At 62.8% G+C, this 26677-nt stretch carries 25 protein-coding genes; 16 read left to right on the top strand and 9 right to left on the bottom strand.

What is annotated here, in order from left to right; all coding sequences use genetic code 11:
- Position 1: 1 nt before the first annotated feature.
- Positions 2 to 2128: a RelA/SpoT family protein gene (locus tag NAT23_RS13830; RefSeq protein WP_251929229.1), complete on the top strand. Its 2127-nt coding sequence runs from the start codon at positions 2 to 4 to the stop codon at positions 2126 to 2128.
- Between the two features lie 155 nt (positions 2129 to 2283).
- Positions 2284 to 2673, top strand: coding sequence for a RidA family protein (locus NAT23_RS13825; RefSeq protein ID WP_251929228.1), 390 nt, complete (start codon positions 2284 to 2286; stop codon positions 2671 to 2673).
- 91 nt (positions 2674 to 2764) lie between these two features.
- Here the strand turns inward: NAT23_RS13825 and NAT23_RS13820 are convergent, their stop codons facing one another.
- On the bottom strand, positions 2765 to 3634 hold the full coding sequence (locus tag NAT23_RS13820) for an SDR family oxidoreductase (protein ID WP_251929227.1): 870 nt from the start codon (positions 3632 to 3634) through the stop codon (positions 2765 to 2767).
- Positions 3635 to 3742: 108 nt separating this feature from the next.
- Here NAT23_RS13820 and NAT23_RS13815 point away from each other — a divergent pair, with 108 nt between their 5' ends.
- Positions 3743 to 4666 carry a hydrogen peroxide-inducible genes activator gene (locus tag NAT23_RS13815; protein ID WP_251929226.1) on the top strand — a complete coding sequence of 308 codons (924 nt, stop codon included), beginning with the start codon at positions 3743 to 3745 and terminating at the stop codon, positions 4664 to 4666.
- A complete protein-coding gene (gene recG / locus NAT23_RS13810; RefSeq protein ID WP_251929225.1) occupies positions 4663 to 6753 on the top strand; it encodes an ATP-dependent DNA helicase RecG in 2091 nt (696 codons plus the stop codon). Before NAT23_RS13815 ends, recG begins: the two co-directional genes overlap by 4 nt.
- An 18-nt stretch (positions 6754 to 6771) precedes the next feature.
- Here the strand turns inward: recG and NAT23_RS13805 are convergent, their stop codons facing one another.
- Positions 6772 to 7137 carry a hypothetical protein gene (locus NAT23_RS13805; RefSeq protein ID WP_251929224.1) on the bottom strand — a complete coding sequence of 122 codons (366 nt, stop codon included), beginning with the start codon at positions 7135 to 7137 and terminating at the stop codon, positions 6772 to 6774.
- Positions 7138 to 7258: 121 nt separating this feature from the next.
- Entirely contained in the window at positions 7259 to 7531 is a 273-nt protein-coding gene (locus tag NAT23_RS13800; protein ID WP_251594552.1) for an HU family DNA-binding protein, read from the bottom strand.
- Between the two features lie 295 nt (positions 7532 to 7826).
- Between NAT23_RS13800 and NAT23_RS13795 the strand changes: the two genes are divergently transcribed.
- The 5 genes from NAT23_RS13795 to NAT23_RS13775 all read left to right on the top strand — a co-directional run bounded on the left by NAT23_RS13795 (position 7827) and on the right by NAT23_RS13775 (position 12540).
- A complete protein-coding gene (locus NAT23_RS13795) occupies positions 7827 to 8348 on the top strand; it encodes a chorismate--pyruvate lyase family protein (RefSeq protein WP_251929223.1) in 522 nt (173 codons plus the stop codon).
- An 86-nt stretch (positions 8349 to 8434) separates the two neighbouring features.
- Complete coding sequence (gene ubiA / locus NAT23_RS13790; RefSeq protein ID WP_251594548.1) at positions 8435 to 9307, top strand: 4-hydroxybenzoate octaprenyltransferase; 873 nt, start codon at positions 8435 to 8437, stop codon at positions 9305 to 9307.
- 231 nt (positions 9308 to 9538) lie between these two features.
- Complete coding sequence (gene phoB, locus NAT23_RS13785) at positions 9539 to 10225, top strand: phosphate regulon transcriptional regulator PhoB (RefSeq protein WP_251594546.1); 687 nt, start codon at positions 9539 to 9541, stop codon at positions 10223 to 10225.
- Between the two features lie 15 nt (positions 10226 to 10240).
- A complete protein-coding gene (phoR, locus tag NAT23_RS13780; RefSeq protein ID WP_251929222.1) occupies positions 10241 to 11560 on the top strand; it encodes a phosphate regulon sensor histidine kinase PhoR in 1320 nt (439 codons plus the stop codon).
- Between the two features lie 44 nt (positions 11561 to 11604).
- Positions 11605 to 12540 (top strand): N-acetylmuramoyl-L-alanine amidase, encoded by a 936-nt coding sequence (locus NAT23_RS13775; protein WP_251929221.1) that lies wholly within the window; start codon positions 11605 to 11607, stop codon positions 12538 to 12540.
- A 7-nt stretch (positions 12541 to 12547) separates the two neighbouring features.
- On the opposite strand, the gene NAT23_RS13770 is transcribed toward NAT23_RS13775, so the two are convergent.
- Positions 12548 to 13069, bottom strand: coding sequence for a phenolic acid decarboxylase (locus tag NAT23_RS13770; protein WP_286010049.1), 522 nt, complete (start codon positions 13067 to 13069; stop codon positions 12548 to 12550).
- Positions 13070 to 13248: 179 nt separating this feature from the next.
- Here NAT23_RS13770 and NAT23_RS13765 point away from each other — a divergent pair, with 179 nt between their 5' ends.
- Both NAT23_RS13765 and NAT23_RS13760 read left to right on the top strand, forming a co-directional pair.
- The gene (locus NAT23_RS13765; RefSeq protein ID WP_251929219.1) at positions 13249 to 14037 is read left to right on the top strand and encodes a GntR family transcriptional regulator; all 789 of its coding nucleotides are present in this window, start codon (positions 13249 to 13251) and stop codon (positions 14035 to 14037) included.
- 57 nt (positions 14038 to 14094) lie between these two features.
- On the top strand, positions 14095 to 15441 hold the full coding sequence (locus NAT23_RS13760; protein ID WP_251929217.1) for an MFS transporter: 1347 nt from the start codon (positions 14095 to 14097) through the stop codon (positions 15439 to 15441).
- Between the two features lie 63 nt (positions 15442 to 15504).
- On the opposite strand, the gene NAT23_RS13755 is transcribed toward NAT23_RS13760, so the two are convergent.
- From NAT23_RS13755 to NAT23_RS13735, 5 genes are all read right to left on the bottom strand, one after another.
- Positions 15505 to 16515, bottom strand: coding sequence for a 2-hydroxyacid dehydrogenase (locus tag NAT23_RS13755; protein ID WP_251929216.1), 1011 nt, complete (start codon positions 16513 to 16515; stop codon positions 15505 to 15507).
- Positions 16516 to 16550: 35 nt separating this feature from the next.
- Positions 16551 to 17837: an MFS transporter gene (locus NAT23_RS13750; protein ID WP_251929214.1), complete on the bottom strand. Its 1287-nt coding sequence runs from the start codon at positions 17835 to 17837 to the stop codon at positions 16551 to 16553.
- 66 nt (positions 17838 to 17903) lie between these two features.
- Complete coding sequence (locus NAT23_RS13745; protein ID WP_251929211.1) at positions 17904 to 18857, bottom strand: sugar kinase; 954 nt, start codon at positions 18855 to 18857, stop codon at positions 17904 to 17906.
- On the bottom strand, positions 18854 to 19672 hold the full coding sequence (locus NAT23_RS13740) for a sugar phosphate isomerase/epimerase family protein (RefSeq protein ID WP_251929209.1): 819 nt from the start codon (positions 19670 to 19672) through the stop codon (positions 18854 to 18856). Before NAT23_RS13740 ends, NAT23_RS13745 begins: the two co-directional genes overlap by 4 nt.
- A 119-nt stretch (positions 19673 to 19791) precedes the next feature.
- Entirely contained in the window at positions 19792 to 20826 is a 1035-nt protein-coding gene (locus NAT23_RS13735; RefSeq protein ID WP_251929206.1) for a LacI family DNA-binding transcriptional regulator, read from the bottom strand.
- 381 nt (positions 20827 to 21207) lie between these two features.
- On the opposite strand from NAT23_RS13735, the gene ugpB reads away from it, so the two are divergent.
- From ugpB to NAT23_RS13710, 5 genes are all read left to right on the top strand, one after another.
- A complete protein-coding gene (ugpB, locus tag NAT23_RS13730) occupies positions 21208 to 22530 on the top strand; it encodes a sn-glycerol-3-phosphate ABC transporter substrate-binding protein UgpB (protein ID WP_251929204.1) in 1323 nt (440 codons plus the stop codon).
- A gap of 48 nt (positions 22531 to 22578) precedes the next feature.
- Complete coding sequence (locus NAT23_RS13725; protein WP_251929202.1) at positions 22579 to 23454, top strand: ABC transporter permease subunit; 876 nt, start codon at positions 22579 to 22581, stop codon at positions 23452 to 23454.
- Positions 23454 to 24299 carry a sn-glycerol-3-phosphate ABC transporter permease UgpE gene (ugpE, locus tag NAT23_RS13720; protein ID WP_251929199.1) on the top strand — a complete coding sequence of 282 codons (846 nt, stop codon included), beginning with the start codon at positions 23454 to 23456 and terminating at the stop codon, positions 24297 to 24299. The genes NAT23_RS13725 and ugpE overlap by 1 nt, the downstream gene beginning before the upstream one ends.
- A gap of 25 nt (positions 24300 to 24324) precedes the next feature.
- Entirely contained in the window at positions 24325 to 25449 is a 1125-nt protein-coding gene (locus NAT23_RS13715) for an ABC transporter ATP-binding protein (protein WP_251929198.1), read from the top strand.
- Between the two features lie 142 nt (positions 25450 to 25591).
- Entirely contained in the window at positions 25592 to 26647 is a 1056-nt protein-coding gene (locus NAT23_RS13710; RefSeq protein WP_251929196.1) for a GlxA family transcriptional regulator, read from the top strand.
- Positions 26648 to 26677 lie beyond the last annotated feature (30 nt).

Raw genomic sequence — 26677 nt, 5'->3', positions numbered from 1 at the left:
TATGTTCACTATCGATGATCTGGCGGACCGACTGGACGGCTATCTGCCTCAGGAAGAAATCCGACAGGTCAAACGCGCCTTCTACTACGCCGAACAGGCCCACGATGGCCAGCGCCGCCGCTCGGGCGAGCCGTACGTCACACACCCGTTAGCGGTGGCGAACATTCTGGCCAACATGCACATGGACTATCAGAGCCTGATGGCCGCCATGCTGCATGACGTCATCGAAGATACCGGCGTGCCCAAGACGGCACTCGCCCGCGAGTTCGGGGAAGAAGTGACCGAACTCGTCGATGGCGTCTCGAAGCTGACCCAGATCACGTTCGAGGACAAGGCGGTCGCGCAGGCGGAAAACTTCCAGAAGATGGTGCTTGCGATGTCGCGCGACATTCGCGTCATCATCGTCAAGCTTGCCGACCGCCTCCACAACATGCGCACCCTCGGGGCGCTCAGGCCCGATAAGAAGCGCCGGATCGCTCGCGAAACGCTTGAGATCTACGCCCGCATTGCCAGCCGTCTCGGCATCAATACCATCCGCGTTGAACTTGAAGACCTGTCATTCCAGGCCATCTACCCCATGCGCTCGGAGCGCATCCAGCGCGCGGTCACCAAGGCCCGTGGTCACCGCCGCAGCATGATGCGCGAGATTCAGGGCACGCTTCAGCAGTGTCTGGATCAGGAAGGCATGACCGGCACCGTCATCGGCCGCCAGAAGCACCTGCTGTCGATCTATACCAAGATGCGCGACCAGCACAAGTCCTTCAACGAACTGATGGACGTGTTCGGCTTTCGCATCATCACCGATCAGGTCGACACCTGCTACCGCATCCTCGGCGCCGTGCACAATCTCTACAAGCCCGTGCCCGGCCGCTTCAAGGACTACATCGCCATCCCGAAAGCCAATGGCTATCAGAGTCTTCATACGACGCTGTTCGGCATGAACGGGATTCCGATCGAGGTTCAGATCCGCACCCGTGAAATGGAGGCGATGGCCAACAACGGCATCGCGGCGCACTGGCTTTATAAGGCCGGCCAGACCGATCGCCCGATCGCGATCGGAAGCCACGCGCGTGCACGCGAGTGGATCAAGGGGCTCCTTGAGATGCAGCGCCGGGCAGGGAACCCGCTGGAGTTTATCGAGCACGTCAAAAATGACCTGTTCCCGGACGACATTTATATATTCACACCCAAGGGCGACATTACCGAACTGCCACGCGGTGCCACCGCGGTCGATTTCGCCTACAGCGTTCATACCGACATCGGCAACAGCTGCATCGCCTGTCGCATCGACCGCTACCTAGCGCCGCTATCCACCGTGCTGCAGAGTGGGCAGACGGTTGAGATCATCACCGCCCCCGGCGCACGACCCAATTCAGCCTGGCTGTCGTTCGTGGTGACCGCCAAGGCCCGTTCGGCCGTGCGCCACCACTTGAAGCATCAAAAGCGGCGAGACTCGGTCGCGCTCGGCCAGCGCCTGCTCAACAAGGCGCTTCAGGGCTTCAATGCCAAACTCGACACGCTGGATTCCGCGCGCATCGACCATTATTTGAGTGCCAATCAGCTCGCCTCCCTCGACGACCTGCTCGACAGTATCGGCCTTGGCAACCGCATGGCCTACCCGGTGGCGCGCACGCTTGCCCACGGCGGCGCGGCCAACGACGACACCTCGTTTGACAGCGCCAATGCCCCGATCGTGATTGGAAGCGACGCCAACACCGCGATCAGTTTCGCCCGCTGCTGCTACCCGCTGCCGGGTGACCCGATCATTGGCCACGTCAGTACTGGCAAGGGGATCGTGGTTCACCGCCATGACTGCAAGAACCTGGGCGATCTTCGAAGCGACCCCGAGAAGTGCTTCCCGCTGGTGTGGGCCGACACCATCGAGCAGGATTTTCCGGTCGCGTTGCGCCTTGAGATCGAAACGCAGCGCGGGTTGATCGCGCAGCTGGCGAGTCTGATCAACGACGGCGACGCCAACGTCGAGCGGATCGGCATCGAGGAGCGCGACGCCAAGCTCTCGATCGTCAATCTCGTGATTTCGGTTCAAAGCCGGGTACAGCTTGCAAGAATCATCAAACGCATTCGCCATCTGCCCCATGTCAGCAAAGTGGTGCGCTTGACCAATTAAGGCGCGCCGTCGCCGCTCGTTTACGACCGTCAGCTTACAACAGCCGGTTTACGACGGCCGGTTTACAACAACAAGACCAACCACGGACAGCGGCGCCTGTGCGACCCGCTTTCCGAATGCATTGATTCGACAATAACCCAACTGGAGACGCATTCATGAGTAACAAGGCTGCAATCAAGACAGAAAGCGCACCGGCCGCCATCGGCCCCTATTCTCAAGCCATCAAGGCCGGCAATACGGTTTATCTGTCCGGTCAGATTCCGCTCGACCCGCAAACCATGGAACTCGTCGGAGGCGACATCGAAGCCCAGACGCATCAGGTCTTCAAGAACCTGGCTGCCGTGTGCGAAGAGGCCGCAGGCTCGCTGAGCGACATCGTCAAGCTCAACCTGTACCTCACCGATCTGGATAACTTCGCCAAGGTCAACGCGATCATGGAAGAGTACTTTTCAGAGCCATACCCGGCACGTGCCGCCATCGGTGTGCGTGCGCTGCCCAAGGGCAGCCAGGTTGAAGCCGAAGGCGTCATGGTCATCGGCGACTGAGCTCGCCAACACGTCGACTGCTAAAACGCGGTTGATGGCCCTAAAAAAAGCGCGTCCCGGACGCGCTTTTTTTTGTGTCGGAGATAGCCGCTCACTGCGTGCAGGGCAGCCCTGCGGCTTTCAGCACCTCGCGGTAGCCTTCACGGAAGGTCGGGTAGATGAACTCGTACCCGGTGGTCTGAAGGAGCGCACTGTCGCAGCGCTTGCTGGCACGGCGCCTGAGCGGCGATTGAATGATGTCGCTGGATTCGACGCCCATGGCCTTGCCAAGCCACAACATCACGTCATGAATCGGCGCCGCTTCCTTGTCGCTTGCCAGATAGACCGGCTCGAGCGTCACACCCTCGAGCGTCTTTTCGATCAGAAACGTCAGCACGCCCGCGCAGTCGTCCCGATGGATGCGATTGGAGTACATGGCAGGCGACTTCGGCGCGATACGCCCTTCACGCACTTGATTGATCAACCGCTCACGACCTGGGCCATAGATGCCTGAAAACCGCACGGTCGTGCCGGGCAGCGGGCTAGTCTGGAGGCGCTGTTCGGCGCGATGAAGCCACTTGCCGGCAAAGCCTGTCGGTTCGATGGCGCTGTCTTCGTTGACGGTTTCGCCCTCGCTTTGTCCATATACTGACGTAGATGAGGCAAAGAAAACATGCTTGGGCGAGTGCTTGCGCGCCTCGAACTCGCTCAGCACATGATCCAGTCCATCGTGGTAGGCCGCTTCGTACGCGCTCTCTTCGAAACGGTCGGCGCTCAGGATATAAAGTACGATATCCGCATCCGGCAGATTCGATAGCGCTGAACTATCATTAATATCCAGTGCCAGGGGCTCGATACCGGTGCCCTCGAGGGCCTGCGCTGAGCGGCGTGCCCCGATAACGCGATGCCCACGCTCGATCAGCGCCTTGCCGACCCGCGTCCCGACATCGCCACAGCCCAGAATAAGCGTTGTTATATTCACCTTTTCACTACTCCCTGTTACAACTGTACGGATATCATGGTGTTAGGTCGCACTGACCATCACCTGAACTGCCATCCCTGCATTCAGGCACTCTTTTAAGGCCAGCACATGACTCTAACAGAACTTCGCTACATCGTAACCTTGGCGCAGGAACGGCACTTTGGCCGAGCGGCAGAGCACTGTTTCGTCTCCCAACCCACTCTGTCCGTGGCGGTCAAGAAGCTCGAGGAAGAGCTTGGGGTTGCCTTGTTCGAGCGCAGTAAATCCACCGTACAGGTGACGCCGCTCGGCGAGAAAATCGTCCAGCAGGCTCAGCGTGTACTGGAACAGGCCAGCGTGATCAAGGAGCTCGCCTCGGAAGGCAAGGATCAGCTCTCAAGCCCTTTGCGAGTCGGCGCGATCTACACCATTGGCCCTTATCTGTTCCCCCATCTGGTGCCGGCGCTTTCAAAACTGGCGCCAAAGATGCCGCTCTATATCGAAGAGAATTTCACCGGGGAGCTTCGACGCAAGCTTCGAAGTGGCGAACTCGACGTCATCGTGGTGGCCCTGCCGTTCAACGAGCCCGATGTGCTGACCAAGGTCATCTATGAAGAGGCCTTCGAAGTTCTGCTGCCCGCCGACCACGCCTGGCTGAAACACGACACCATCGACAAGGAATGGCTGCTTGAAGAGCGGCTGCTGCTGCTTGGCGAGGGGCACTGTTTCAGGGATCAAATCCTCGAGACCTGTCCGGCCCTCAATGCCCAGCTCAATAGCCCCACCAATACGCTGATCGCCGAGGGCGGGTCTCTTGAAACTATTCGCCACATGGTCGCCTCGGGCCTTGGCATTACCATCCTGCCGAACTCCGCCACCGGTACCAGCCACTACGAGAGCGGCATGCTCGACAGTCGCCCGTTCAGTGAACCGGCGCCGAGCCGACGCGTGGCGGTGGCCTGGCGGGCAAGCTTTCCTCGGCCCAAGGCCATCGATGCATTGACCAACGCCATCAAGCAGTGCCAGGCCGCTAACGGCACCGAGACTGCATGACGGATCGGGCGACGCTTGCACAGCCCGCGTCCAGCCTGAAGGGCGTCGGGCCGGCCTTGACCGAGAAACTGGCGCGTCTTGGCATCGAAACCGTTTCCGACTTTCTGTTTCATCTGCCACACCGCTATCAGGACCGCACCCAGGTTACCGCCATTGCGCACCTGACCAGTGGCCGCGAAGCAGTGATTGAAGGTACGGTCACGGCCTCGGAGCTGGTCAAGGGTCGGCGGCAGAGCCTTTTGGTCCGCCTGAAAGACCAGACCGGCATCGTATCGTTGCGGTTTTTTCATTTCAGTCAGGCTCAGCTCAAGCAGTTCGAGCGGGGCACTCATGTGCGCTGCTTCGGCGAGGCCCGTGCGGGCAGCACCGGCCTCGAGTTCTATCACCCGGAATACCGGGTGCTGACCTCGAACGCGGCAGCCCCGGTCGAGGAGACCCTGACGCCGATCTACCCGACCACCGAAGGGTTGCCGCAGACCAAGCTGCGCGCCCTGATGCAGCAGGCGCTGGAGGCGTTCGAGTACGACCCAGACACGCTGCCCGAACTGCTCGACGATGCTTTGCGCGCGCGGTTTTCGCTGCCGACGCTCCATGACGCCTTGGCACTGATTCATCGCCCTCCGCCCGAGGTCTCGCTCGATCAGCTGATCGACGGCACCCACCCGATGGTATCGCGGCTGGCGCTGGAGGAAATGCTGGCTCACCAGCTGAGCCTGCGTCAGATCCGACAGCGCATTCAGCGCGACAGCGCCCCGCGCCTGCACTCCGGCGCCGGGCTCGAGGCGCGCTTTCTCGCGGGCCTTCCCTTCGCACTCACTGGCGCGCAGCAGCGCGTGCTCAACGAAATCCATCAGGATCTTGCCCACGGCGCGCCGATGCTTCGACTCGTCCAGGGGGATGTGGGCTCGGGCAAGACCGTGGTGGCCGCCATGGCGATGCTCAGCGCCGTGGCCAACGGCTATCAGGCCGCGCTGATGGCGCCGACCGAACTGCTCGCCGAACAGCACTACCAAACGCTCTCAAACTGGCTGACGCCACTTGGGCTGGAGGTCGGCTGGCTTGCCGGCAAGCTCAAGGGCAAGGCGCGTCTTGACGTCAAGGAAGGCTTTGCCAATGGCCGCGTTCAGATCGCGGTGGGCACCCATGCGCTGTTTCAGGACGACGTTCAGTTCAAACGGCTGGGCCTTGCCGTCATCGACGAGCAGCACCGCTTTGGGGTCCATCAGCGCCTTGCCCTGCGCGAGAAAGGCGAGGCCGAGGGCGTAACGCCGCACCAATTGATCATGACCGCCACCCCGATCCCGCGAACGCTTGCCATGAGCGCCTACGCCGACCTTGATGTGTCGGTCATTGATGAATTGCCGCCCGGGCGAACGCCGGTGCGCACCGTCGCGATGCCCAATGAGCGCCGCGACGAGGTCATCGAGCGTATTCGTGAAGCCTGCCTCGAGGGGCGTCAGGCTTACTGGGTCTGCACGCTTATCGAGGAGTCCGACGCGCTTCAGTCAGAGGCGGCGCAAAGCACCCACATCCGGCTTCAGGACGCACTGCCGGACCTGAGTATCGGACTAGTTCACGGGCGGATGAAGGCGGCTGAAAAAGCCACTGTGATGCAGGCGTTCAAGGCCGGGGAATTGGATCTATTGGTGGCAACCACCGTCATCGAGGTCGGTGTTGATGTTCCCAACGCAAGCCTCATGATCATCGAAAACCCCGAACGACTCGGGCTTGCCCAACTCCACCAGCTGCGTGGACGCGTCGGGCGCGGCTCGACCCAGAGTTTTTGCGTACTGCTCTATCATCCGCCGCTGTCGAATCAGGGCAAGGCCCGGCTTGGCGTCATGCGCGATACCAACGACGGCTTCAAGATTGCCGAACAGGATCTGGCGCTGCGCGGCCCTGGTGAAGTGCTGGGCACGCGCCAAACCGGGCTTGTCGATCTGAAAGTGGCCGACCTGACGCGGGACAAGGGGTTGCTTCCGACCGTTCGAGCCTGCGCCGAGGCGCTCGAGCAGGATGATGCGCGCCAGAGCGCGCTGATCAACCGCTGGGTCGGTCGCGGCGCGGACCGCTACGGGCAGGTCTAGCCCCGTCGACGGCCACGCTCACTTACGCACGTGCTTTAAAAGCGTTTGAAGCCGTTCGAGGTCCCGCACGCTGCCCACTAAACGCAGGCGGTGCGCCATCAAAAGCGTTCGGAAGTGGCGGGCGTTGGGGCGCTTGAGAAAGGAAACGGCGGTGGTGGTGTCTTGAAAACGAAGTTCGAGGTCGGTCGTGACTGGCACGCCCTCGCCGCTATCGACTCTGTTGGGGGAAAGCGTGTAATGGCGTCCAACGTCTGGATCCTCGTCAAGACCGATGCCGAAGCTGAACGGCCCCTTTTTTTCGAGGTTGTCGCGAAACTCCGGTGAGCGCCGATACGCACGCTTTAATAGTTGCCCTAAAAACCACAGTACAAATCGGTATTTCATTGGCGTTCTCCCAGGCCGACACCCTCTAAAGCCTAGGCCAAACAGGCGCGTACGCCCAGCGGCGTACGATCATAAAACCAGCCATAAAAAATGCCGGCGAATGCCGGCATCGATAGCGTACTTACTGAACTGCGTCCTTGAGCTTCTTGCCGGGCTTGAATGCCACGGTCTTGCTGGCCGGAATCTCGAGCGCCTGGCCCGTTTGAGGGTTCTTACCGGTGCGCGCTGCACGCTCGCGCACAGTGAACGACCCAAAGCCGATCAGCGTGACATCTTCACCTTTAGCAACCTGGCCCGTGATCTCATCGAGAATCACATTGAGCACTTGACCGGCCTTGTCCTTGGACAGGTCGGCTTGTTCCGCGATTGCTGCAGCAAGTTCGGGCTTACGCATAATGTCTCCTAAGTCGTGCGATACATGGCAGTCGATGCCGCGTGCACTGTTGTTTTCTCTTGACCGCCCGGTTTGCTTCCCCGGGCACGACCTACAAAGGCGTTGGCCGCGTGACGAGCACGCTCTAGCCTAGCAACCTCTGCCCCGACACCGCCAGCGCAACCTTAGCGTAACGCGATTTGAACGCCGCGGGGCAAGCGTCAGTGCGGCACCAGAGGCTACCCATTGGGAAGACGGGGCTCAAGCTCTATACTCACCGCGTCATATTGCACCTCGTTCACCGTGAGCAGACCCGATGCCCCGTTTTTCTTCCTGGCACGCCCTTACGCTATGGCCGACCACCCTCGATGCCCGCTGGGGCCCGTGGCTTGCAAGCGAGGATTCGCTGACCGCGCGGCTCGAGCACGCCATGCCAGCGCCGCTCGGCGTCACAGTGCTCAACGAAGCGTTCGAGCGCCCCCACCCGGACGAGCAACAGCGTCTGGGGCTAGCCTGCCGGCGTCATGTGCGCGTACGCGAGGTCACGCTCAACTGCGGTGACACGCCCTGGGTTTACGCCCGCTCATTGGCACTGCCGACCGCCCGCGCGGAGGCGTTACTGGCGCGCATGGGGCGAACGCCGCTGGGCCACTGGCTCTTTCGACAAAGCGCTACCCGCCGCTCGATGCTTGAAATCACCACACGCGACCCGCTGGGGGTCGGCGCGCTCGCCGGGCGCCGGTCAGTGTTCCAGCACCCGGACATCACGCTTTTGGTGCAGGAATTCTTCCTGCCCGCCATGACCACGGCCTGCCGACTGCCCACCCCAAGCCGATGATGCGTTAGACTCACCCGACGCCATGCACCTTCAGTGTCATCGTTCATCGCCCATCATTACCCACCCAAGGGAGCTTACGCCGCGTCATGATGTCCTTACCGCCCCCGTTTCAGCGCCTGCCCGACTTCTTGAAACTGATGCGTCTCGACCGCCCCATCGGCACCTGGCTTTTGATGTGGCCAACGCTTGCCGCGCTGTTTCTGGCATCAAACGGCCAGCCCGAGCGCAGCACGCTGATCATTTTCATCCTGGGGGTGTACGTCATGCGCGCGGCCGGGTGTGTGATCAACGATTACGCCGACCGTAATTTCGACGGCCATGTCGAGCGTACCCGTGCCCGGCCGCTTGCCACCGGGCGTATTTCCGCCAGGGAGGCGCTGATTCTGTTCGCCGCGCTGTTGGTGCTGGCGTTCGTTCTGGTCTGCTTTACCAACGCCTTCACCATCTGGCTGTCGCTGGGGGCGGCCGCGCTAGCGGCAATCTACCCTTTCATGAAGCGCTACACCCACTTCCCGCAGGCGGTCCTCGGGGCGGCGTTCGGCTGGGGCATTCCGATGGCGTTCGGCGCTGTACAGGAAAGCGTGCCCGCCATTGCCTGGTGGCTGTTCTTCGCAAACGTCGCCTGGACCCTGGTCTATGACACCCAGTACGCCATGGTTGATCGCAACGACGATCTAAAGGTCGGCATCAAATCCACGGCCGTACTGTTTGGCGCACAGGACCGGTTGATCATCGGCCTGTTGCAGCTTCTGGTGCTGGGTCTGCTGTTCATGCTCGGCCTTGCCGCCGGGCTCGACGGGTTTTACTGGCTCGGACTTGTCGGCATCGCGGTGACCTTTCTCTATCAGCAGCAACTCACCTGGACCCGCACCCGTGAAGGCTGCTTCAAGGCCTTTTTGAACAACCACTGGAGCGGCGTGCTGCTGTTTGCAGGCATTGCGCTCTCGGTCTGGCCCTAGGCGCAATCCGGCCCGACACGTGCCCCACGCCGTCTCTCGTTTCGCCGCGAGAGGCGGCCGCTTCTGAATAACGCCCCTTCCCGAACGCCTCACCGCCCCTCTTCTCGCCCCTGGCTCCGTGTGTCATATTGCTGTCACACCCAAGCGTTAAAACTGTCATCGCCTTGTCATCAATACAGCCGCACGTACCCACACCGCGACGTACTGCGCACTCAATAAAAGAGGCGACTCATGTCGAAAACTGTTCTGATCGTCGATGACGAAGCCGCGATTCGCGAAATGGTGGCTATCGCACTCGAAATGGCCGACTTCAAGGTCCTCGAGGCCGACAACGCTCAGGATGCCCATGCCCTGATCGTCGATGACCAGCCGGATCTGGTGCTGCTCGACTGGATGATGCCCGGCCTCAGCGGCATCGAACTCGCACGCCGGCTCAAGCGCGATTCCGCCACGGCCGAAGTACCCGTGATTCTGCTGACGGCCAAGGGTGAAGAAGACAACAAGGTCATGGGGCTTGAAAGCGGCGCCGACGACTACATCGTCAAGCCGTTCTCCCCGCGAGAACTGATTGCCCGGCTTAAGGCCGTCCTCCGGCGCACGACGCCCAAGGGCGTCGAAGAGGCCGTCGAGGTTGATGGTCTGCGTCTTGATCCCTCGAGTCACCGCGTCAGCGGCGCCGGCCAGCTGATCGACATCGGCCCTACCGAATACCGTTTGCTTCAGTTCTTCATGACCCACCAGGAGCGGGCCTATACGCGCGCCCAACTGCTCGACAAGGTCTGGGGCGGCAATGTCTACGTCGAGGAACGCACGGTCGACGTGCACATCCGCCGGCTTCGAAAGGCGCTTGGTGACCCCTATCAACAGTTGATCCAGACCGTGCGTGGCACCGGCTATCGGTTTTCAACCCAGCACTAGGCGACCGCCCCCACAATGCATTACTGGACCAACGAAATATGGCGGCTTTCCTACCTCGTGATCGGGTTCGGACTGCTGGGCCTTTTGATCGGCGCAGGCGGCTGGGGCGTCGCGCTGGGACTTGCCGTGCATATGACCTTTACGCTCTGGCACCTGAAAAAGCTCTACGGCTGGCTTGAAGCGCCGGTCATGCAAAAGCCGCCTTCCGGCGACGGCGTGTGGGGAGATCTGTTCGACCGCCTCTATCGCTACCAGAAAAGCCAGGCGCAACTTCAAGGCCGGCTTCGCCGCGTTCTGACCCGGGTCGAGGAGTCCTCGGAAGCGATGCAGGATGGCATCGTCATGCTCGATCGGGCCGGTCACCTGGACTGGTGGAACAGCGCTGCCGAGCGGATGCTTGGCCTTGACGCCCGCCACGACCGCGGCCACCACATCACCAATTACCTGCGTGACCCGGCCTTTATCCAGTACTTCAACCAGGCCGATTACAGCGAGCCTGTCTTTCTCTCATCGCCGGCGCATGACGGGCGTACCATCGAGGCCCGCATCACGGTGTTCGGCGATAACGAACGCCTGGTGCTCGCCCGCGACGTCACGCGGCTCCAACGCCTCGAGCAGACAAGGCGCGACTTCGTTGCCAATGTCTCTCACGAGCTTCGAACGCCACTGACCGTGGTCTCGGGTTACCTTGAAACCTTTCTGGATCAGGCCGACCAGCAGGAAAGCCCGGTACCGCCGCGCCTCAAGCGCGCCTTCGGCCAGATGCAAAGCCAGACACGACGCATGCAGAGCCTGGTCGATGACCTACTGACGCTGTCGCGGCTCGAAACCAGCGAGCGCCAGACCGAACGCCAGCCGGTCGATATCGCCGCCCTGTGCCGGGAGATCCACACCGACGCCGCCTCACTCTCGAACGGCCGCCATCAGTTCACCCTGTCACTTGATGAGCACCGGACGATATTGGGAGACGCCAACGAGCTTCGAAGTGCGCTGTCGAACCTGGTGATCAATGCAGTGCGCTACACCCCGGACGGCACCACCATTACCCTGCGCTACCTGGATCACCCTCGCGGTGCGATGGTTGAGGTTATCGACGACGGCGACGGTATTCCCAAGACGCATCTGAGCCGGCTGACCGAACGGTTCTACCGCGTCGACAAGAGCCGATCGACTCAAAGCGGCGGCACCGGTCTCGGCCTCGCCATCGTCAAGCACGTACTGCTGCGCCATGATGCCCGCCTTGAAATCGAAAGCGACGTCGGCCAGGGCGCCACCTTCCGCTGCGTCTTTCCGGCGTCGCGGCTGGCCGTGCCCAAGAAACCGCAGCAGATGTAAGCATGCTAGAGTTCGGGCTCTGCATTCACTGACACCGACGCCGCATGCTCTACTCGCTGACAAGACCGGCAAGCCTCATCGCCCTCGTGGTGTTGATGACAGGCTGCGCCAGTAGCTCGCTAACGCTTCCCACCGAGTGGCACCCCCATCAGGCGCCGCCGCTGTTGGCGCCCGGCCCGCCGGACCGCTTGAGCCAGTCGCATCCGTTGGACGCGCGGGCGGGTTATCTGGTCGATCACCACTATCCGGCTAACGTCAGCAATTCACGCGTGCGCTTTCTGGTGCTTCATTTCACAAGCGACGACAACGCGGCCGCGTTTCGCGCCCTTCAGGGCCCAAACGTCAGCGTGCACTATCTGATCACCCGTTCGCCCGAGCGCCGGGGCGACACCCCCATCGTGCTTCAGATGGTGCCGGAATCACGCCGGGCGTGGCACGCAGGCGTCAGCGCCTGGCAGGGCAGAACCCACCTCAACGACAGTTCGATCGGGATCGAGATCGTTAACGAAGGCCCGCGGGAGGGCACGCTCAATGGCTGGGCCCCTTACTCCGCCGACCAGATCAACGCCGTGATCGCGCTCGCCCGTGATATCTCCCGGCGCTACGGCCTTGACCCGACCGCCATCGTCGGCCACTCGGACATCGCCCCGACCCGTAAGGTCGACCCGGGGCCGGCATTTCCGTGGCACCGGCTTTACCGCGCCGGCATCGGCGCCTGGCCCAGACCTGAGAGCGTCGACCACTTTCGCGCGCGCTTCGAGCGTGAGCCGCCATCGCTCGCACAGTTTCTGGGTGCCCTCTCGGCCTATGGCTACGCCGTCTCGCCGACCGACCGATTGACCGACCAGGCCCGCGCCGCCACCCGCGCCTTTCAGATGCACTTCCGGCCCGCCGATTACTCGGGCGAGCCGGACACGCAAACCGCAGCGATTCTCTGGGCACTGCTCGAACGCTACCGCCCGGAGGCGCTTCCGCGCTAGCCGGCGCTCACTGCCGGCGGTCGGCAAACCCCTCGGGCAATGCCTCGGGCGCACACGCGATCACCCGTTCGTCGTTCGGCCCCGGGCAGTCCTTGAAGGTGAGCGTGGCGAACTCGTCGATGATCAGATAGGGATAGGTTGGCCCGGCGTCCCGGTAACGCACCATCGCCTCCAGATGGTCGTTCTGATAGCAGACCGTACGCTCCGGGTGCTCGGCGACCCAGCGCGGAAAGAAGATAATGCCATGCACTCGCCGCTCGGACAGATTGAGCGCCAGACTGACCGATGTGCCGGTCGGTTCATGCCAGGACACCTTGCACACCTCGTCGCTCAATCGAGCCAGATGCACTTTCTGATCCTTGACCCATCGGCCTCCGACCATGCCGCCGTGAATGCGGTAGTCGATGGTGTCGGCGTTCTTGAGATACAGCTCGTATTGCCAACCGTTGTCGTAGGTGTAGATGACGTGGTGGCCGATGAAGGGGGCCAGCTCATCCGGCCGAGTGGACTCAAACGATTCGTTGTTCATGACGTCCTCGGGATGGGTAGAAGGGGTGGCGCCTGTAAAAGAGGGTGGCGCCTGTTGCGCGCCTCGTCATTCGTACCAAGCGGCTCAATGTATACACATTGCTTGAGCGCCTAGTGCTTTAGACCAAATTTGGCTCGAAAAGGTCGCGAATTCCTTGCTTGCCCGATACATGTGTATACATGACGACGTGTTTTTCACCCGTGGAGGCAAGCGATGCGGCGGTCCATGTTCCCTCGAGCGGCCCGATCATGCGCCAGTCAGTGAGTGTGCTGCTCACCCTTCGAAGCTGGATTCTCGACGGCACCCTGTGCGCGGGTGAGCGTCTGTGGGAGGCTTCACTGGCCGACCGCCTGAGCGTTTCCCGAACGCCCCTTCGAGAAGCGCTCAGCTGCCTCGCCCATGAAGGGCTTCTCGAGCGCGCCGATCGGGGCGGCTACGCGGTGCGAAGCTTCTCGCCCGAGTACCTCAAGCAGACCATCGAGCTTCGAGGTACCCTCGAGGGGCTGGCCGCGCGTCAGGCCGCCGAGGCACGCCCACCCGCGGCCCGGCTCGAGCCTCTTCGCCAGCTCGTTGAACGCATCGACGCCCTTGTGATGCATCCCGTCCTCGATGAAGACGCCCTCTCGCAGTACACGACGCTCAACAGCGCATTTCACCAGCACCTGATCGCACTGGCCGACAACATGGCGCTGGCCGAAGCGCTGGCGCGCATCGAACACCTGCCCTTCGCCTCGCCCAGCGCGTTTGTCATGAGCTACGCCCACTCGCCCTCGGCGCATCGAAGCCTGCTCATCGCCAACGACCAGCACCGCTGCCTGGTCGATGCCATCACCCACGGCGAAGGCGCCCGCGCCGAACAGATCGCGCGCGAGCACGCACGCCTTGCCCAACGCAATCTCGACACCGTCCTCGAGCACCCGGCGCGGCTCGAGCGCCTGCGCGGCAGCGCCCTGATTCAAGCGCCCTGACCGACCGACTGCCCCTCTGATGCATGGGCATGCAATAACAACAACGAGGAGTCCTGCATGACACCCGACACCACCGCCCACGTTCACGCCGACCCACGCCAGCTGATCGACGACGCCCCGATGGGGCGCGCCCAGATCCTGGCCGTCGCCGCGACCGTCACCCTTAATGCGCTCGATGGGTTCGATGTGCTCGCCATCAGCTTCGCCGCGCCTGGCATCGTGGCCGAATGGGGCATCAATCGCGCCGAGCTGGGGGTGGTACTTGCCATGGAGCTGATCGGCATGGCGCTGGGCTCGATCCTGCTGGGCGGTTTGACAGACCGGATCGGGCGCCGACCGGCCAATCTGGGCTGCCTGCTTCTGATGACAATTGGCATGCTGATGTCAGCCATGGCGGCAAGCGTGACCGAACTGGCCACCTGGCGCGTGCTCACCGGCGTCGGTATCGGCGGTATGCTGGCCTCGATCAACGCGACCGCCGCCGAGTACGCCAACCGCAAGAGCCGCAATCTGTGCGTGTCGCTGATGGCCATTGGCTACCCGCTGGGCGCCATCATCGGCGGCACCGTCGCCGCCCAGCTTTTGCGCCTGTTCGACTGGCGCGCCGTGTTCTTCTTCGGCGCCGGGGTGACGGCACTGATGATTCCGCTGACTTTTCTGCTGCTCAAGGAAACCGTGCCGTATCTCTGCCAGCGCCGCCCCCCGAACGCCCTCGAGCGCATCAATCGTGAAATGCGAAGGCTCGGTCACCCAACGGTCGCGCACCTGCCGGAGCTGCCCGCCGATCAAAGTGACGGTTCGCTGCTGGCGATCTTCAAACCGGGGCTGATTCGCACCACGCTGCTGCTGACGCTGGCTTACTTCATGCACATCGCCACCTTCTACTTCATCATCAAGTGGGTGCCGGAAATCGTCGTGGGTATGGGCTTCGACGCTGCCAACGCCGCCGGCGTACTGATCTGGGCCAATATCGGCGGCGCGCTCGGCGGCATCCTGCTGGGCCTTCTGGGCCGCTACCTGCCGATACGCAAGGTCACCATCGCGGCGCTGTGTCTGTCGGTTGTCATGGTGATCCTGTTTGGCCGGGGCGCGGACTCGCTAAGCGAAGTCTCGCTGATTGTCGGGGTGACCGGCTTTTGCACCAACGCAGGTGTGGTGGGCCTTTATGCACTGTTCGCCCAGCGCTTCCCGACCGCCCAGCGCGCCTCGGGCACCGGCTTTGCCATTGGCGTCGGTCGGGGTGGCGCCGCGCTGTCACCGATCGTGGTCGGCATCCTCTTCACGCTGGATTTCGGCCTTCAGGGCGTGGCCATCACCATGGCGCTCGGCGCTGCAATTGCCGCCGTGGCGCTTCTGATGCTCGGCGCGTCACCGGCAGAAACGGCCAAGGATCACACGGGCTAAGCCCCTTGAACGACCAACGCCGGGGCAAGCCCCGGCGCGTTCAAGTGACGTCCAGTCAGTCGCCTAGCCTCGGTCAAGCGCGTCCCAGTTGTAGGGCGCCTGCGGGCGGTCGCCCTGAAGGCTCTGGATCAGGTTCTGAACCGCAAGTTCTGCCATCGCGAAGCGGGTCTCATGAGTGGCCGAGCCAATGTGCGGCAGAGTGACGGCGTTATCGAGGCGCGTCAGCGGCGAATCCGCCGACAGCGGTTCCGTTTCGAACACATCAAGGCCCGCCGCACGGATGGTGCCGTTTTGAAGCGCCTCGATCAGCGCCGGCTCATCCACCACACCGCCGCGGGAGATGTTGACGAAAATGCACTCGGCGCCCATGGCCTCAAACGCCTTTTGATCGAACATCTTGCGGGTGGCGTCTGACAGCGGCACCGTTACGCAGACGATGTCGGAGCGCTCAAGCAACGTCTCGAACTCGAGCCAGGTCGCGTCCAGCTCCTGCTCGACGACCTCATGGCGCGAGCGGTTGTGGTAGTTGACCGTCATGCCAAAGCCAAACTTCGCGCGCCGCCCGATCGCCTGACCGATGCGGCCCATGCCGACGATACCCAGCGTCTTGTGGTGCACATCGACGCCGAACTGAGGCTCCTTGACGCTCTCGGTCCATTCGCCCTTTCTGACCATGTTGGCAAGCTCGACCCCGCGCCGCGCCGCGGAAAGAATCAGCAGAAACGCGGTGTCTGCGGTCGTCTCTGTCAACACGTCCGGGGTATGGCACAAGACGATGTCGCGCTCGTTCAGATACGCGATGTCGTAGTTGTCGACGCCGACCGAAATGCTCGAAATCGCCTCCAGCCGCTCGGCACGTGCAAGCAATTCCCGGTCGAGCTTGACGCTTGCACCGATCAACCCATGGGCGCGCGGCAGCGCCTCGAGGAAATCGGCCTCCTCGGCCAGGTCGGTAACGCCGGTGAAATCGAGCACCGTGAAGCGCTGCTCGAGCTGCGCCATCAGGTCCGGCGCCAGCGGGCGCTTATAAACAATGACCGTTTTCTTCTCGGGGGGCGTAGTGGTGTCTGCCATCGGGCTGCTCCTTGTTCAAACCAGATAATACATGTTCATCGCGCAGCGCTTGCCGCCACGGTGTAGCCCTTGGGGGCTTTCTCGGTGGCGGGCTTTACGCACAGCGTCAACGCCGCCGCCGCCAGCAGGAACCCGCCCATGGCCACGTAGGACGTGGCGGAGCTGCCGGTGATGCCGTTCAGGTACCCGACACCGTAGGCGCCGATGAAGCCGCCGAGCGCGCCGAGCGAGTTCACCAGTGCAATGGCGCCACCGGCGACGTTTCGCGGCAGAATCTCGGGAATGATCGCGAAAAACGGGCCGTAGGGCGCGTAAAGACCAAAGCCCGCGACCACCAGCAGCGCGTAGGACCCCCAGAAATGGCCCGGCCCGAGCAAAAAGGACCCCAGAAACGCGACCCCGGCAATCGCCAGCGGCGGCCACACGAACCCACGGCGGTTGAGGCATTTATCCGAGCCCCACGACACCACCAGCATGCCGATCACCGCGGCAACGTACGGCCCGGCCGAGAGCCAGCCGGTTTCGACGATGTCGAGGCTACCGGCCTTCGAGAGCATCGAGGGCAGCCACAGAACGAAGCCGTAGACGCCGACACTCCAGCAGAAGTACTGCACGCACAGCAGCAGCACCTTGGGATTTTTGAACGCGCTTGCGTAGTTCTTGACCGGTTTCAGATCCTGCTGTTCGGCCTCGAACGCCTCGGCCAGCTGCGCTTTCTGGTCATCTCGAAGCCAGGTTGCCTGCTCGGGCCTGTCGACCACCAAAAACCACCAGCACACCGCCCAGATAAGCCCGGGCACACCCTCGATGATGAACATCCAGCGCCAGTCGGCGTGCTCGATGAGGTAGCCCGACAGCACCGACATCCAAAGGATCGTGACCGGGTTACCGAGGATCAAAAAGGTGTTGGCGCGCGAGCGCTCGGCGCGGGTAAACCAGTGGCTCAGATAGACCAGCATCGCCGGCATCACCGCCGCCTCGGTCACCCCGAGCAGAAAACGCACCACGATCAGGGCGTAGGCGTTGGGAATGATTCCGGTCAGCGTGGCCAGCCCACTCCAGGCGATCAGACACCAGAAGATCAACACCTTGGCGCTGCGCTTTTCGGCGTAGATGGTGCCCGGCACCTGGCAGAAGAAATACCCTAAAAAGAACAGCGACCCCAAAAGCGAGGACATCGCAGGCGTGATGCCAAGGTCGTCCGCCATGCCGCCGGCAGCCGCAAAGCCAAAGTTGGCCCGGTCGACATAGGCCAACGAATACGTGATGAAAACGATCGGCATCAGATACCACCAACGCCGTACGGGTAAGCGCGCGCTCATTGCTGACTCCTTGTCATGATCTGGCTTAGGGGTGACCGACGGGCTCGCGCCCGCCGGTCAGGGGCGTCAAGAGCTCATCGCACGCTCGAGCGCGTCTCGGGTCGGCAGGCCTTCCATGTCGCCGCTGGCCTGTACCGCAAACGCACCGATCTGATTGGCTCGGGCCACGCACTGCTCGGCAGGCAAGCCCTCGAGCCAGGCGCTGACGAAACCGGTCGCGAAGCCATCACCGGCACCAACGGTATCGACCACTCGGTCTACCTTAACGCCCGGCACCATGAATCCGGTGGAGTCGTTCTGATACCACGCCCCCTCGGGGCCAAGCTTGATGACCACCTCACGCACGCCCTGGGAAAGATAGAATTCAGCGACGCCCTGAGGCGTCGACTCGCCGGTCAGAATCTCGCCCTCGGAAAGACCGGGCAGCACCACATCGGCAAGCGACGCCAGCCGGTTCAGGTGATGACGCATGGTCTCGCGGTCCTTCCAAAGCGACGGCCGCAGATTGGGGTCAAACGACACCGATCCGCCCACGCGGCGCATGGTTTTCATCGCGTGCTCACTGAGCGCGAGCGGGCCCTCGCCGAGTGCGGGCGGAATGCCGGTGCAGTGCAGGTGTCGGGCGCTCGAAAGCAGCGACTCCGGCACGTCTTCCGGCCCCATATGGCTTGCCGCCGAGCCACGCCGGAAATACTCCACCGCCGGGTCGCCGCCGTCGTCACGGCGCGACTTCAGCTGAAACCCGGTGGGGTAGCGCTCATCGGTGCTCAACCGCGAGACATCGAGCCCCTCGCCGGCCAGCGTCTGGCGGATAAAGCGGCCGAAACTGTCATCGCCGACACGGCTGACCCACCCAACCGTCAACCCGAGCCGGGCAAGGCCGATGGCGACATTGTTGTCCGCCCCCGCGATGCGCTTGGTAAACCGGGTGACCTCGGCCAGCTCGCCGGGATCATCGGCCACCATCATCGCCATGGTTTCACCGAAGGCAATTACGTCGAACGTCGTGGATCGAGTCATGAAATACGCTCCTGACAGCATGCGGCTGTCGTATCAGGGGCGGTGAAACCGCCGTTTGAAAGAGAGGACAACGTCGAGACCCAGGCGCTCAACGCGTCCGGCGTCACGGGAAATTCGATGGCACGGGCCAGATTGGCCGGCCAGTTGACCCAGAGAGCAGCCCAATGCGCGAGGGTGGCCTCATCCGGTGCCGAAGCGTGCCACTGCCCGTCGCGCCAGACGCCCTGCTTGCAGTGCACATAGCCAAGCCAGGGCGCAAGACGCCGGGCGCTGTCGTCGAGGGCATGGCCGGTCCAGCATCCGTTGCCGAGATCGAGTGTGGCGTGCGGCCGGCTCGAGGATGGCAGCCGCTCTGCCAGCGCCTGGTGCAGCGCCTGGTGATGGCGTGGGTCGCCGCCGCCGGGGGTCTGATCGTTTTCGATCGACACCCCGACCTCAAGGGGCTCGAACAGCGCGACAAGCGCAGGCAGCGCCGAGTCGAGCCCGTCGAGCGACAGGTTGCCAAGCCCCACCTTGATCCGGCGTATACCGAGCATGACCGCCCGCTCACAGGCAGCCAGAAAACGGTCGCCGTCAAGCTGGCCGTTGTCTGAAAAAAGCGGCCGGGCGCAGGAATAGACGGTCGATAGCCCACTTCGTCGCAGCGCATCGGCAAGCGAGGCCAGCATGCCGGGGCGCTCATCGAGCAGTTCCTCACGAATCTCCACCCCTTGCGCGCCCGATGCCGCGATCCACTCAACGGCCTGAATCTGCCCGTTGGCGCTGCCCGCCGTACGCCCGAACGCGGAGGTGCATACCCACACACCATCACTCATGATCGTTACTGCCTATGCCATGGGGTTGACCGTTTGCCGCCACCCCGTGAATTGATGCTTGCCATTGGGAACGTTCCCAATGACACGTTTAATTGATCCAGCGCCGCCCCCGCGCGGAGCTAGGGCCGGACAGCCGCCATGGTCGAGCCGCGCGGCGTCAGTTCGCCCTCGAGCACGACCTGACATGGGGCGTCCGTGGCCCCCTCGATCCGGGTCCAAAGCCGCTCGACAGCCTGGGCACCGATCGCCTCGACCGGCTGAGCAATGGTCGAAATGCCCGGCCCCACCAGCGAACACCATTCGAGCTCATCGATGCCGATCAGTCCGGCGCGCTCAAACGACTGCGCGCCAAGCCGTGACAGCGCCTGACACAGCGCAAGCGTGACCACGCCATTGGCAGACAATAGCGCCCGGGGGTGCTCACCGCGCTCGAGCCACGCCCCCACGGCGCAGTCGAGCCGCTCAGCGTTATCGCCGAGTTCGATTTCAAGCACCTGATGGCCAAGGCAAAGCCGGCCCGCTTCGACGTCAAACGCCGCCACCCGCTCCTCACGGGAACTGATGCCCGCGACCGGCTCCGTGACCAGCATCACGTGTTGAAACCCCTGCTCGCTCAAGTGCGACAGCGCAAGCGCCACCGCCTGCGCGTTATCGAGGCCCACCATGTCGCACTCAAGGCCCGGCATATGACGGTCGACCAGCACCATTGGCAGGCCCGAGGCGAGACTCTGCTGCAGGGGCGCCAGGTTTTGTCCACGGGTATTGATGATCAGCCCTTCGATGCTGTAGCCCTTGAGAATATCGAGGTGGCGCCGCTCGAGGGCGTCGTCGTTGTCGGTATTGAACACCACAAGCGCATAGCCACGCTCGCGGCAGGCAAGCTCGGCCCCATGCACCATCGCGACCGTATAGGGGTTTCGAAGGTCGGCGACCAGCATGCCGATCAGTCCGGTCTTGCGTCCGCGCAGGCTACTTGCGATGCGGTCGGGCCGAAATTCAAGCCGGGCAATCGACGCCTCGATGCGCGAGCGCATCGACTCCGACAACAGCGTGCGTTCCGTGCCGAAATAGCGCGATACACTGGTTTTCGAAACACCGGCGTCCCGGGCGACATCGATAATGGTGGGCCGAGACGGTGAGCGAGAGGACGGCAAGAGGCGACTCCTTGATCAAGCCGATCCCGATAGGGCCAATGGACGCGCCAATGCGTCAATTACGCCAATGGGAACGGTTTCAGTACCAAAAGAATGCCCGCGATACGCGCTCGTATAAACCAGACCATCGCGGAACCAGGCGTTGCCAAATTACACCACCATCGACCTAAGTAGTGCGCTTTAACCACCTCTTTACCGGTTCACTTCGCCAGTCGCGGCCTCACGCAGCCCACGAGGCCTATCTTTTCGATGGAGTAGCTCAACTACAGCACACAGCGCATAGCGGTGACATCACACTGTCATCAAGGCGCCACTGGGCTGACATCTTGCCGACTTACGCTCGTATGAGATTTTTCTCACTTGCCCGCCCGGAGATACCTCGTGCGCTTCAACCGTCTACTGTCTGCCCTGATTCTGGCCACCGCGCCCCTTGCAACGCCTGTATACGCTGCGACCACCATCACCTGGTGGCACGCCATGGAAGGCGTGCTGGGCGACAAGGTCAATGAGATCGCCGATGCGTTCAACGCATCCCAGGATCAGTACGTGGTCAAGCCGGTCTACAAGGGCAGCTACAGCGACAACCTGACCGCCACCATCGCGGCATTCCGCGCGAACAAGGCGCCGGCCATCACTCAGGTGTTCGAGGTCGGCACCGCGACCATGATGAGCGCCAAGGGCGCGATCTACCCGGTTCATGAGCTGATGCAGGATACCGACACGCCGTTTGATCCCAACGCCTTCCTGCCGGCGGTGAAAAGCTATTACACCAGCGCCGACGGCCACATGCTGTCGATGCCGTTCAACTCCTCGACCCCGGTGCTCTACTATAACAAGGACGCGTTCAAGAAAGCCGGCATCGACGCGCCGCCGAAAACCTGGAGCGAGCTGGGCGACGATGCCCGGACACTGGTTGAACGCGGTGCGTCCGAATGCGGCCTGACCACCGCCTGGCCGAGCTGGACTCAGCTTGAGAACTTCAGCGCGATCAACGACCTGCCCTTCGCCACCAAGGCCAACGGCTTCAACGGCACCGACACCCGGCTGGTGTTCAATCAGCAGCCCGAGACCGTCGCCCACATCCAGCAGCTCGCCGACTGGCAAAAAACGCACGCGTTCGAATACGGCGGCCGCGGCGATGACGGCACCAAGCGCTTCCAGTCCGGTCGCTGCGCGATGCTGACCACATCATCCGCCTCCCAGGCCGGCATCAAGGACGCCTCGGCCGGCAACTTCGAATTCGCCATCGCGCCGATGCCCTTCGATCAGGATGCGATCAGCCAGCCGAAGAACTCGATCATCGGTGGCGCGTCGCTGTGGGTGATGAAGGGCCAACGCGACGAGGTCTACAAGGGCGTGGCCAGATTTCTGAACTTCGTCGCCTCGCCCGAGGTTCAGGCCGATTGGGCAAGCTTTACCGGCTATGTGCCGATCACCACCGCCGCGTTCGAGCGCCTCAAGCAGCAAGGCTTTTATGACAAGACCCCCGGCGCGGACGTGGCGATCAATCAGCTGACCCGCGGCACCCCGAACGACAACGGGCGCGGCCTGCGCCTTGGCAACATGCCGCAGATTCGAAACATCATTGCTGACGCGCTGGAAAACGCGTTCAACGGCCGCGACTCGGTGCCCGAGGCACTGGATAACGCCGCTAAACGGGGCAACGCGCAGTTGACGCAATTTCAGCAAAGCGTCGGCCAGTAACCCTCTGATCAAGGTCGCGGGCGGCACACGTCGCCCGCGAACGTCGTCATGACCGTATTCGAACGTCACCGCCTGACCCCGTGGCTTCTGCTCGCGCCGCAGCTCGTCATCGTCGTCCTGTTTTTCTTCTGGCCCGCGTTTGCCTCGCTGCGTCAGGCGTTTTACGTACAGGACGCCTTCGGCCTCGGCGAACGCTTTGTTGGTCTTGCCAATTTCGAGCGTGTGCTGGCAACCGCCGAGTATTGGCGCGCCGCCGGCGTCACACTGATCTTCAGCATCGCGGTTGCGGCCGGCGCCATGGGGTTGGCACTGCTGTTTGCGGTGCTGGCCGACCGGGTTCTTCGCGGCTCGAAACTCTACCGGGTGCTTCTGACCTGGCCCTACGCCGTCGCCCCGGCAGTGGCGGGGCTCTTGTGGCTGTTCATGTTCGACCCGGTGCTCGGTGTGCTGTCGCACGGACTTGCGCTGATCGGCGTGCACTGGAACGTGCACCTCGACCCGACTCAAGCGCTCTTGCTGGTGGTGATCGCCTCGGTCTGGCAGCAGATGAGCTACAACTTCGTGTTCTTTCTGGCAGGCCTTCAGATGATTCCGGCCTCGCTGCTCGAGGCCGCCGCCATCGACGGCGCCGGCCCCTTCAAGCGTTTTGCAACCATCACGCTGCCGCTGCTCTCGCCCACTGCGTTCTTTCTGCTGGTGATGAACACCGTCTACGTACTGTTCGAAACCTTCGCCACCATCGACAACACCACCCTTAGCGGGCCGGGCGGGGCAACGCGCACGCTGGTCTACAAGCTCTATGAAGACGGCTTCGTCGCCCGAGACCTTGGAAGCTCGAGCGCGCAGTCGGTGCTGTTGATGGCTTTGGTGGGGCTACTCACCGTCGTCCAGTTTCGCTACATCGAACGCCAGGTGCAGTACTGATGCGCTACTCCCGCCCGGGTCTTGACCGGCTCACTCATGTGATTTTAGTGCTCGGCGTGCTCGTGTTCGGCCTGCCGGTCTGGCTCGCCCTTACCGCCTCGACCCACAGCGCGGGCGCGCTTCAAAGCGGCGTGGCGCCACTGTGGTTTGGAGACGAAGGGCTTGCCAACTACTGGCAGCTTCTGAGCGAGCCCATCAGCGGGCTCGGCGTCAGCGCGCTCCGGCTCTTGTTGAATTCCCTGATCATGGCGCTGGGCATCGCAGTGGGTAAGATCGCCATTTCCCTGCTGGCCGCCTACGCCATCGTCTTCTTTCGATTTCCGTGCCGCACGCTGTGTTTCTGGCTGATTTTCGTAACGCTGATGCTCCCCATCGAGGTGCGCATCGTCCCGACCTACAGCGTGGTAGCCCGCTTTGGCCTGATCGACACCTACGCCGGCATGATCCTGCCGCTGATCGCCTCGGCCACCGCGACCTTTCTACTGCGCCAGAGCTTCATGAGCCTGCCTCAGGAGCTGATCGAGGCTGCCCGGCTCGACGGCGCCGGGCCAATGCGCTTTTTAAAGGATTTCGTCATACCGCTTTCAAGGACCAATCTGGCGGCGCTTTTTGTGATCATGTTCCTCTACGGCTGGAACCAGTATCTGTGGCCGCTGCTCGCGGCCAACTCCCCCGAGCACGCCACCGCCGTCATCAGCCTAAAAAACTTCGTACAGGCCACCGACACCCTGCCGCCGTGGCAGCTTGCCACCGCCATGGCCGTATTGACGATTCTGCCGCCGGTCGCCGTCATCATCGCCTTCCAGCGGTTTTTCGTGCGCGGGCTGACCGACCTCGATAAATGACCCCGCACCCCAAGGAGGCCCTGACATGGCAACGCTTGCCTGCGAGCAGCTCACGAAAACCTATCCCGGCGGCCAGCGCGCCGTACATGGTATCGACCTGACCCTCGAGGATGGCGAACTGATGGTACTGGTCGGGCCATCCGGCTGCGGAAAATCGACGCTTCTGCGCATGGTGGCCGGGCTCGAATCGATCAGCGGCGGTACGCTCACCCTGGGCGATCAACCGGCCAACACGCTCGAACCCGCCAGGCGCGACGTGGCGATGGTGTTTCAGAACTACGCGCTCTACCCGCACATGAGCGTATTCGGCAACATGGCCTACGCGCTCACGCTTCAAAAACGGCCGCGGGCGGAAATCTCGCGCCGGGTCAAGGAAGCCGCCACCCTGCTTGGCATCGAGCATCTGCTCGACCGGCGGCCGAAACAGCTTTCCGGCGGCCAGCGCCAGCGGGTCGCCATGGGCCGAGCGATCGTGAGAGAACCCAGGGTGTTTCTGTTCGATGAGCCGCTGTCGAATCTGGACGCCGCGCTCAGAGTGCAGATGCGCCTCGAAATCCGCCGGCTGCAAAAGCGCCTCGGGGCCAGCATGCTTTACGTTACCCACGATCAGGTGGAGGCCATGACGCTTGCAGACCGACTGGTGGTGATGCGAGACGGGCGGATCGAGCAGATCGGCACGCCGATGGCGCTGTTTGAACGCCCGGCCAGCTGCTTCGTGGCCCGATTCATCGGCTCACCGGCCATGAACCTGCTGCCGGTGCATCATGAGGGCGGTTTGGCCTTTCTACCCGGCCACCGTCAGCTCACGGGCTCAAATGCGGTGCTTGCGCAGGCCCGAACGCTGGGCATTCGCCCGGAACATCTGCGCCTGGACGCAGACGGCGCGCTTTCCGGCACGGTCGATCTGATCGAACCGCTTGGAACCGAGGCACTGGTGCATGTGCGTCTGCCCGGCCACGAGACGCCGGTGACGGCGCGTCGACCAATGGCCGAACTCAAGGCCGAAGGCGTTATCGTCGACGGACCGATTCGCCTCGCCATCGACGGTCCATGCCACTTGTTCGATGACCACGAGCGCCGGCTCGATCATGCGCTGGAACTCGATGAAACCGACGGCAGCCCGACCGTTCGGGTGAGCCTCTCGCCCTGAACCCCGCATCGAACTGAAGAGCGTATCGACACCGCCTTGCCGTCCGCACTATTCTTGTCGCCCAACAACTGCACCGCGCGCTTGCCGCCCCGGTGCCACGACAACAACAATACGGATCAACGTGTCCCCGGATGGCCGAGTCATGCTGTTAAATGCCAGTGCGCCTCAATGCGCGCCCCTGTCGGTGGGGTTCGTTCTTTTGCAGCGCTTCACCATGCTGCCCTTCTCGGCGTTCGTCGACTGCCTGCGCCTGGCCGCCGATGACGGCGACCGCAGCCGGCAGGTGCACTGTCAGTGGCGCTTCATGACAAGCCACGGTCAGAATGTCGCCTCCAGCTGCGGCGCGGTCATGACCGACTGCGAGCCCTTGAGCGCCCCTGAGCGCTTCGATTACATCGTCGTGATCGGCGGGGTGCTGTCAGACGAGGAGCACGACGACCCGCAGGACCCGGACGCCCTCGCCTATCTTCGCCTCGCCGCCGACAAGGGCGTGCCGCTGATCGGTATCTGCACCGGGGCCTTCCCGCTGATTCAGGCCGGGCTGATGGAGGGCCGGCGCTGCTGCATCAGCTGGTACCACCATCGCGATCTGGCTTCGCGCTACCCCGACATCGAGCCGGTCGCCGATCAGCTCTACCTGGACGACGGCGACCGGCTGACCTGCGCCGGCGGCATCGCTTCCGCCGACCTGGCGGCGTATCTGATCGAGCGCCATCTGGGCCGCTCGTGGGCACGAAAGAGCCTGCACATCATGCTGATCGATGAGCCCCGGGAGGCCTCGCACCCCCAGCCTCAGCCCGTGATCTTCAACCGGGTGGTCGACCCGCTGGTGCGACGGGCCATTTCGACGCTCGAGCAGCACCTCGGCACCATCCTGAGCGTCGATGAGCTGGCCGGTCGGCTCAACACCTCCCGGCGGAGCCTCGAGCGCCGCTTTCGCGATCAGCTCGGCATGAGCCCACAGAAATTCGCCCGCGACCTGCGCCTTCGCTACGGGTACTGGTTATTGAGCTACACTCAGGCAAGCGTCACCGACATTGGCGACCGCTGCGGCTTTTCCGACACCGCCCATTTCTCGCGTCATTTTCGCGACGCCTTCGGCGTATCCCCCTCGGAATTGCGCAAACGTTCAAAAACGGCGCACACGCCGCTGGTGGACCCCTTCTTCCTGCACATCGACGACCACAGCGACCGATAACAGCCGCGACATCGGTGTATCTCAGCGCGA

Source organism: Larsenimonas salina, assembly GCF_023736155.1.
In the GTDB taxonomy this organism is placed as follows: domain Bacteria; phylum Pseudomonadota; class Gammaproteobacteria; order Pseudomonadales; family Halomonadaceae; genus Larsenimonas; species Larsenimonas salina.
Note: the sequence above shows the minus strand (reverse complement) of the source record. Positions and strands in the feature narration are given on the sequence as shown.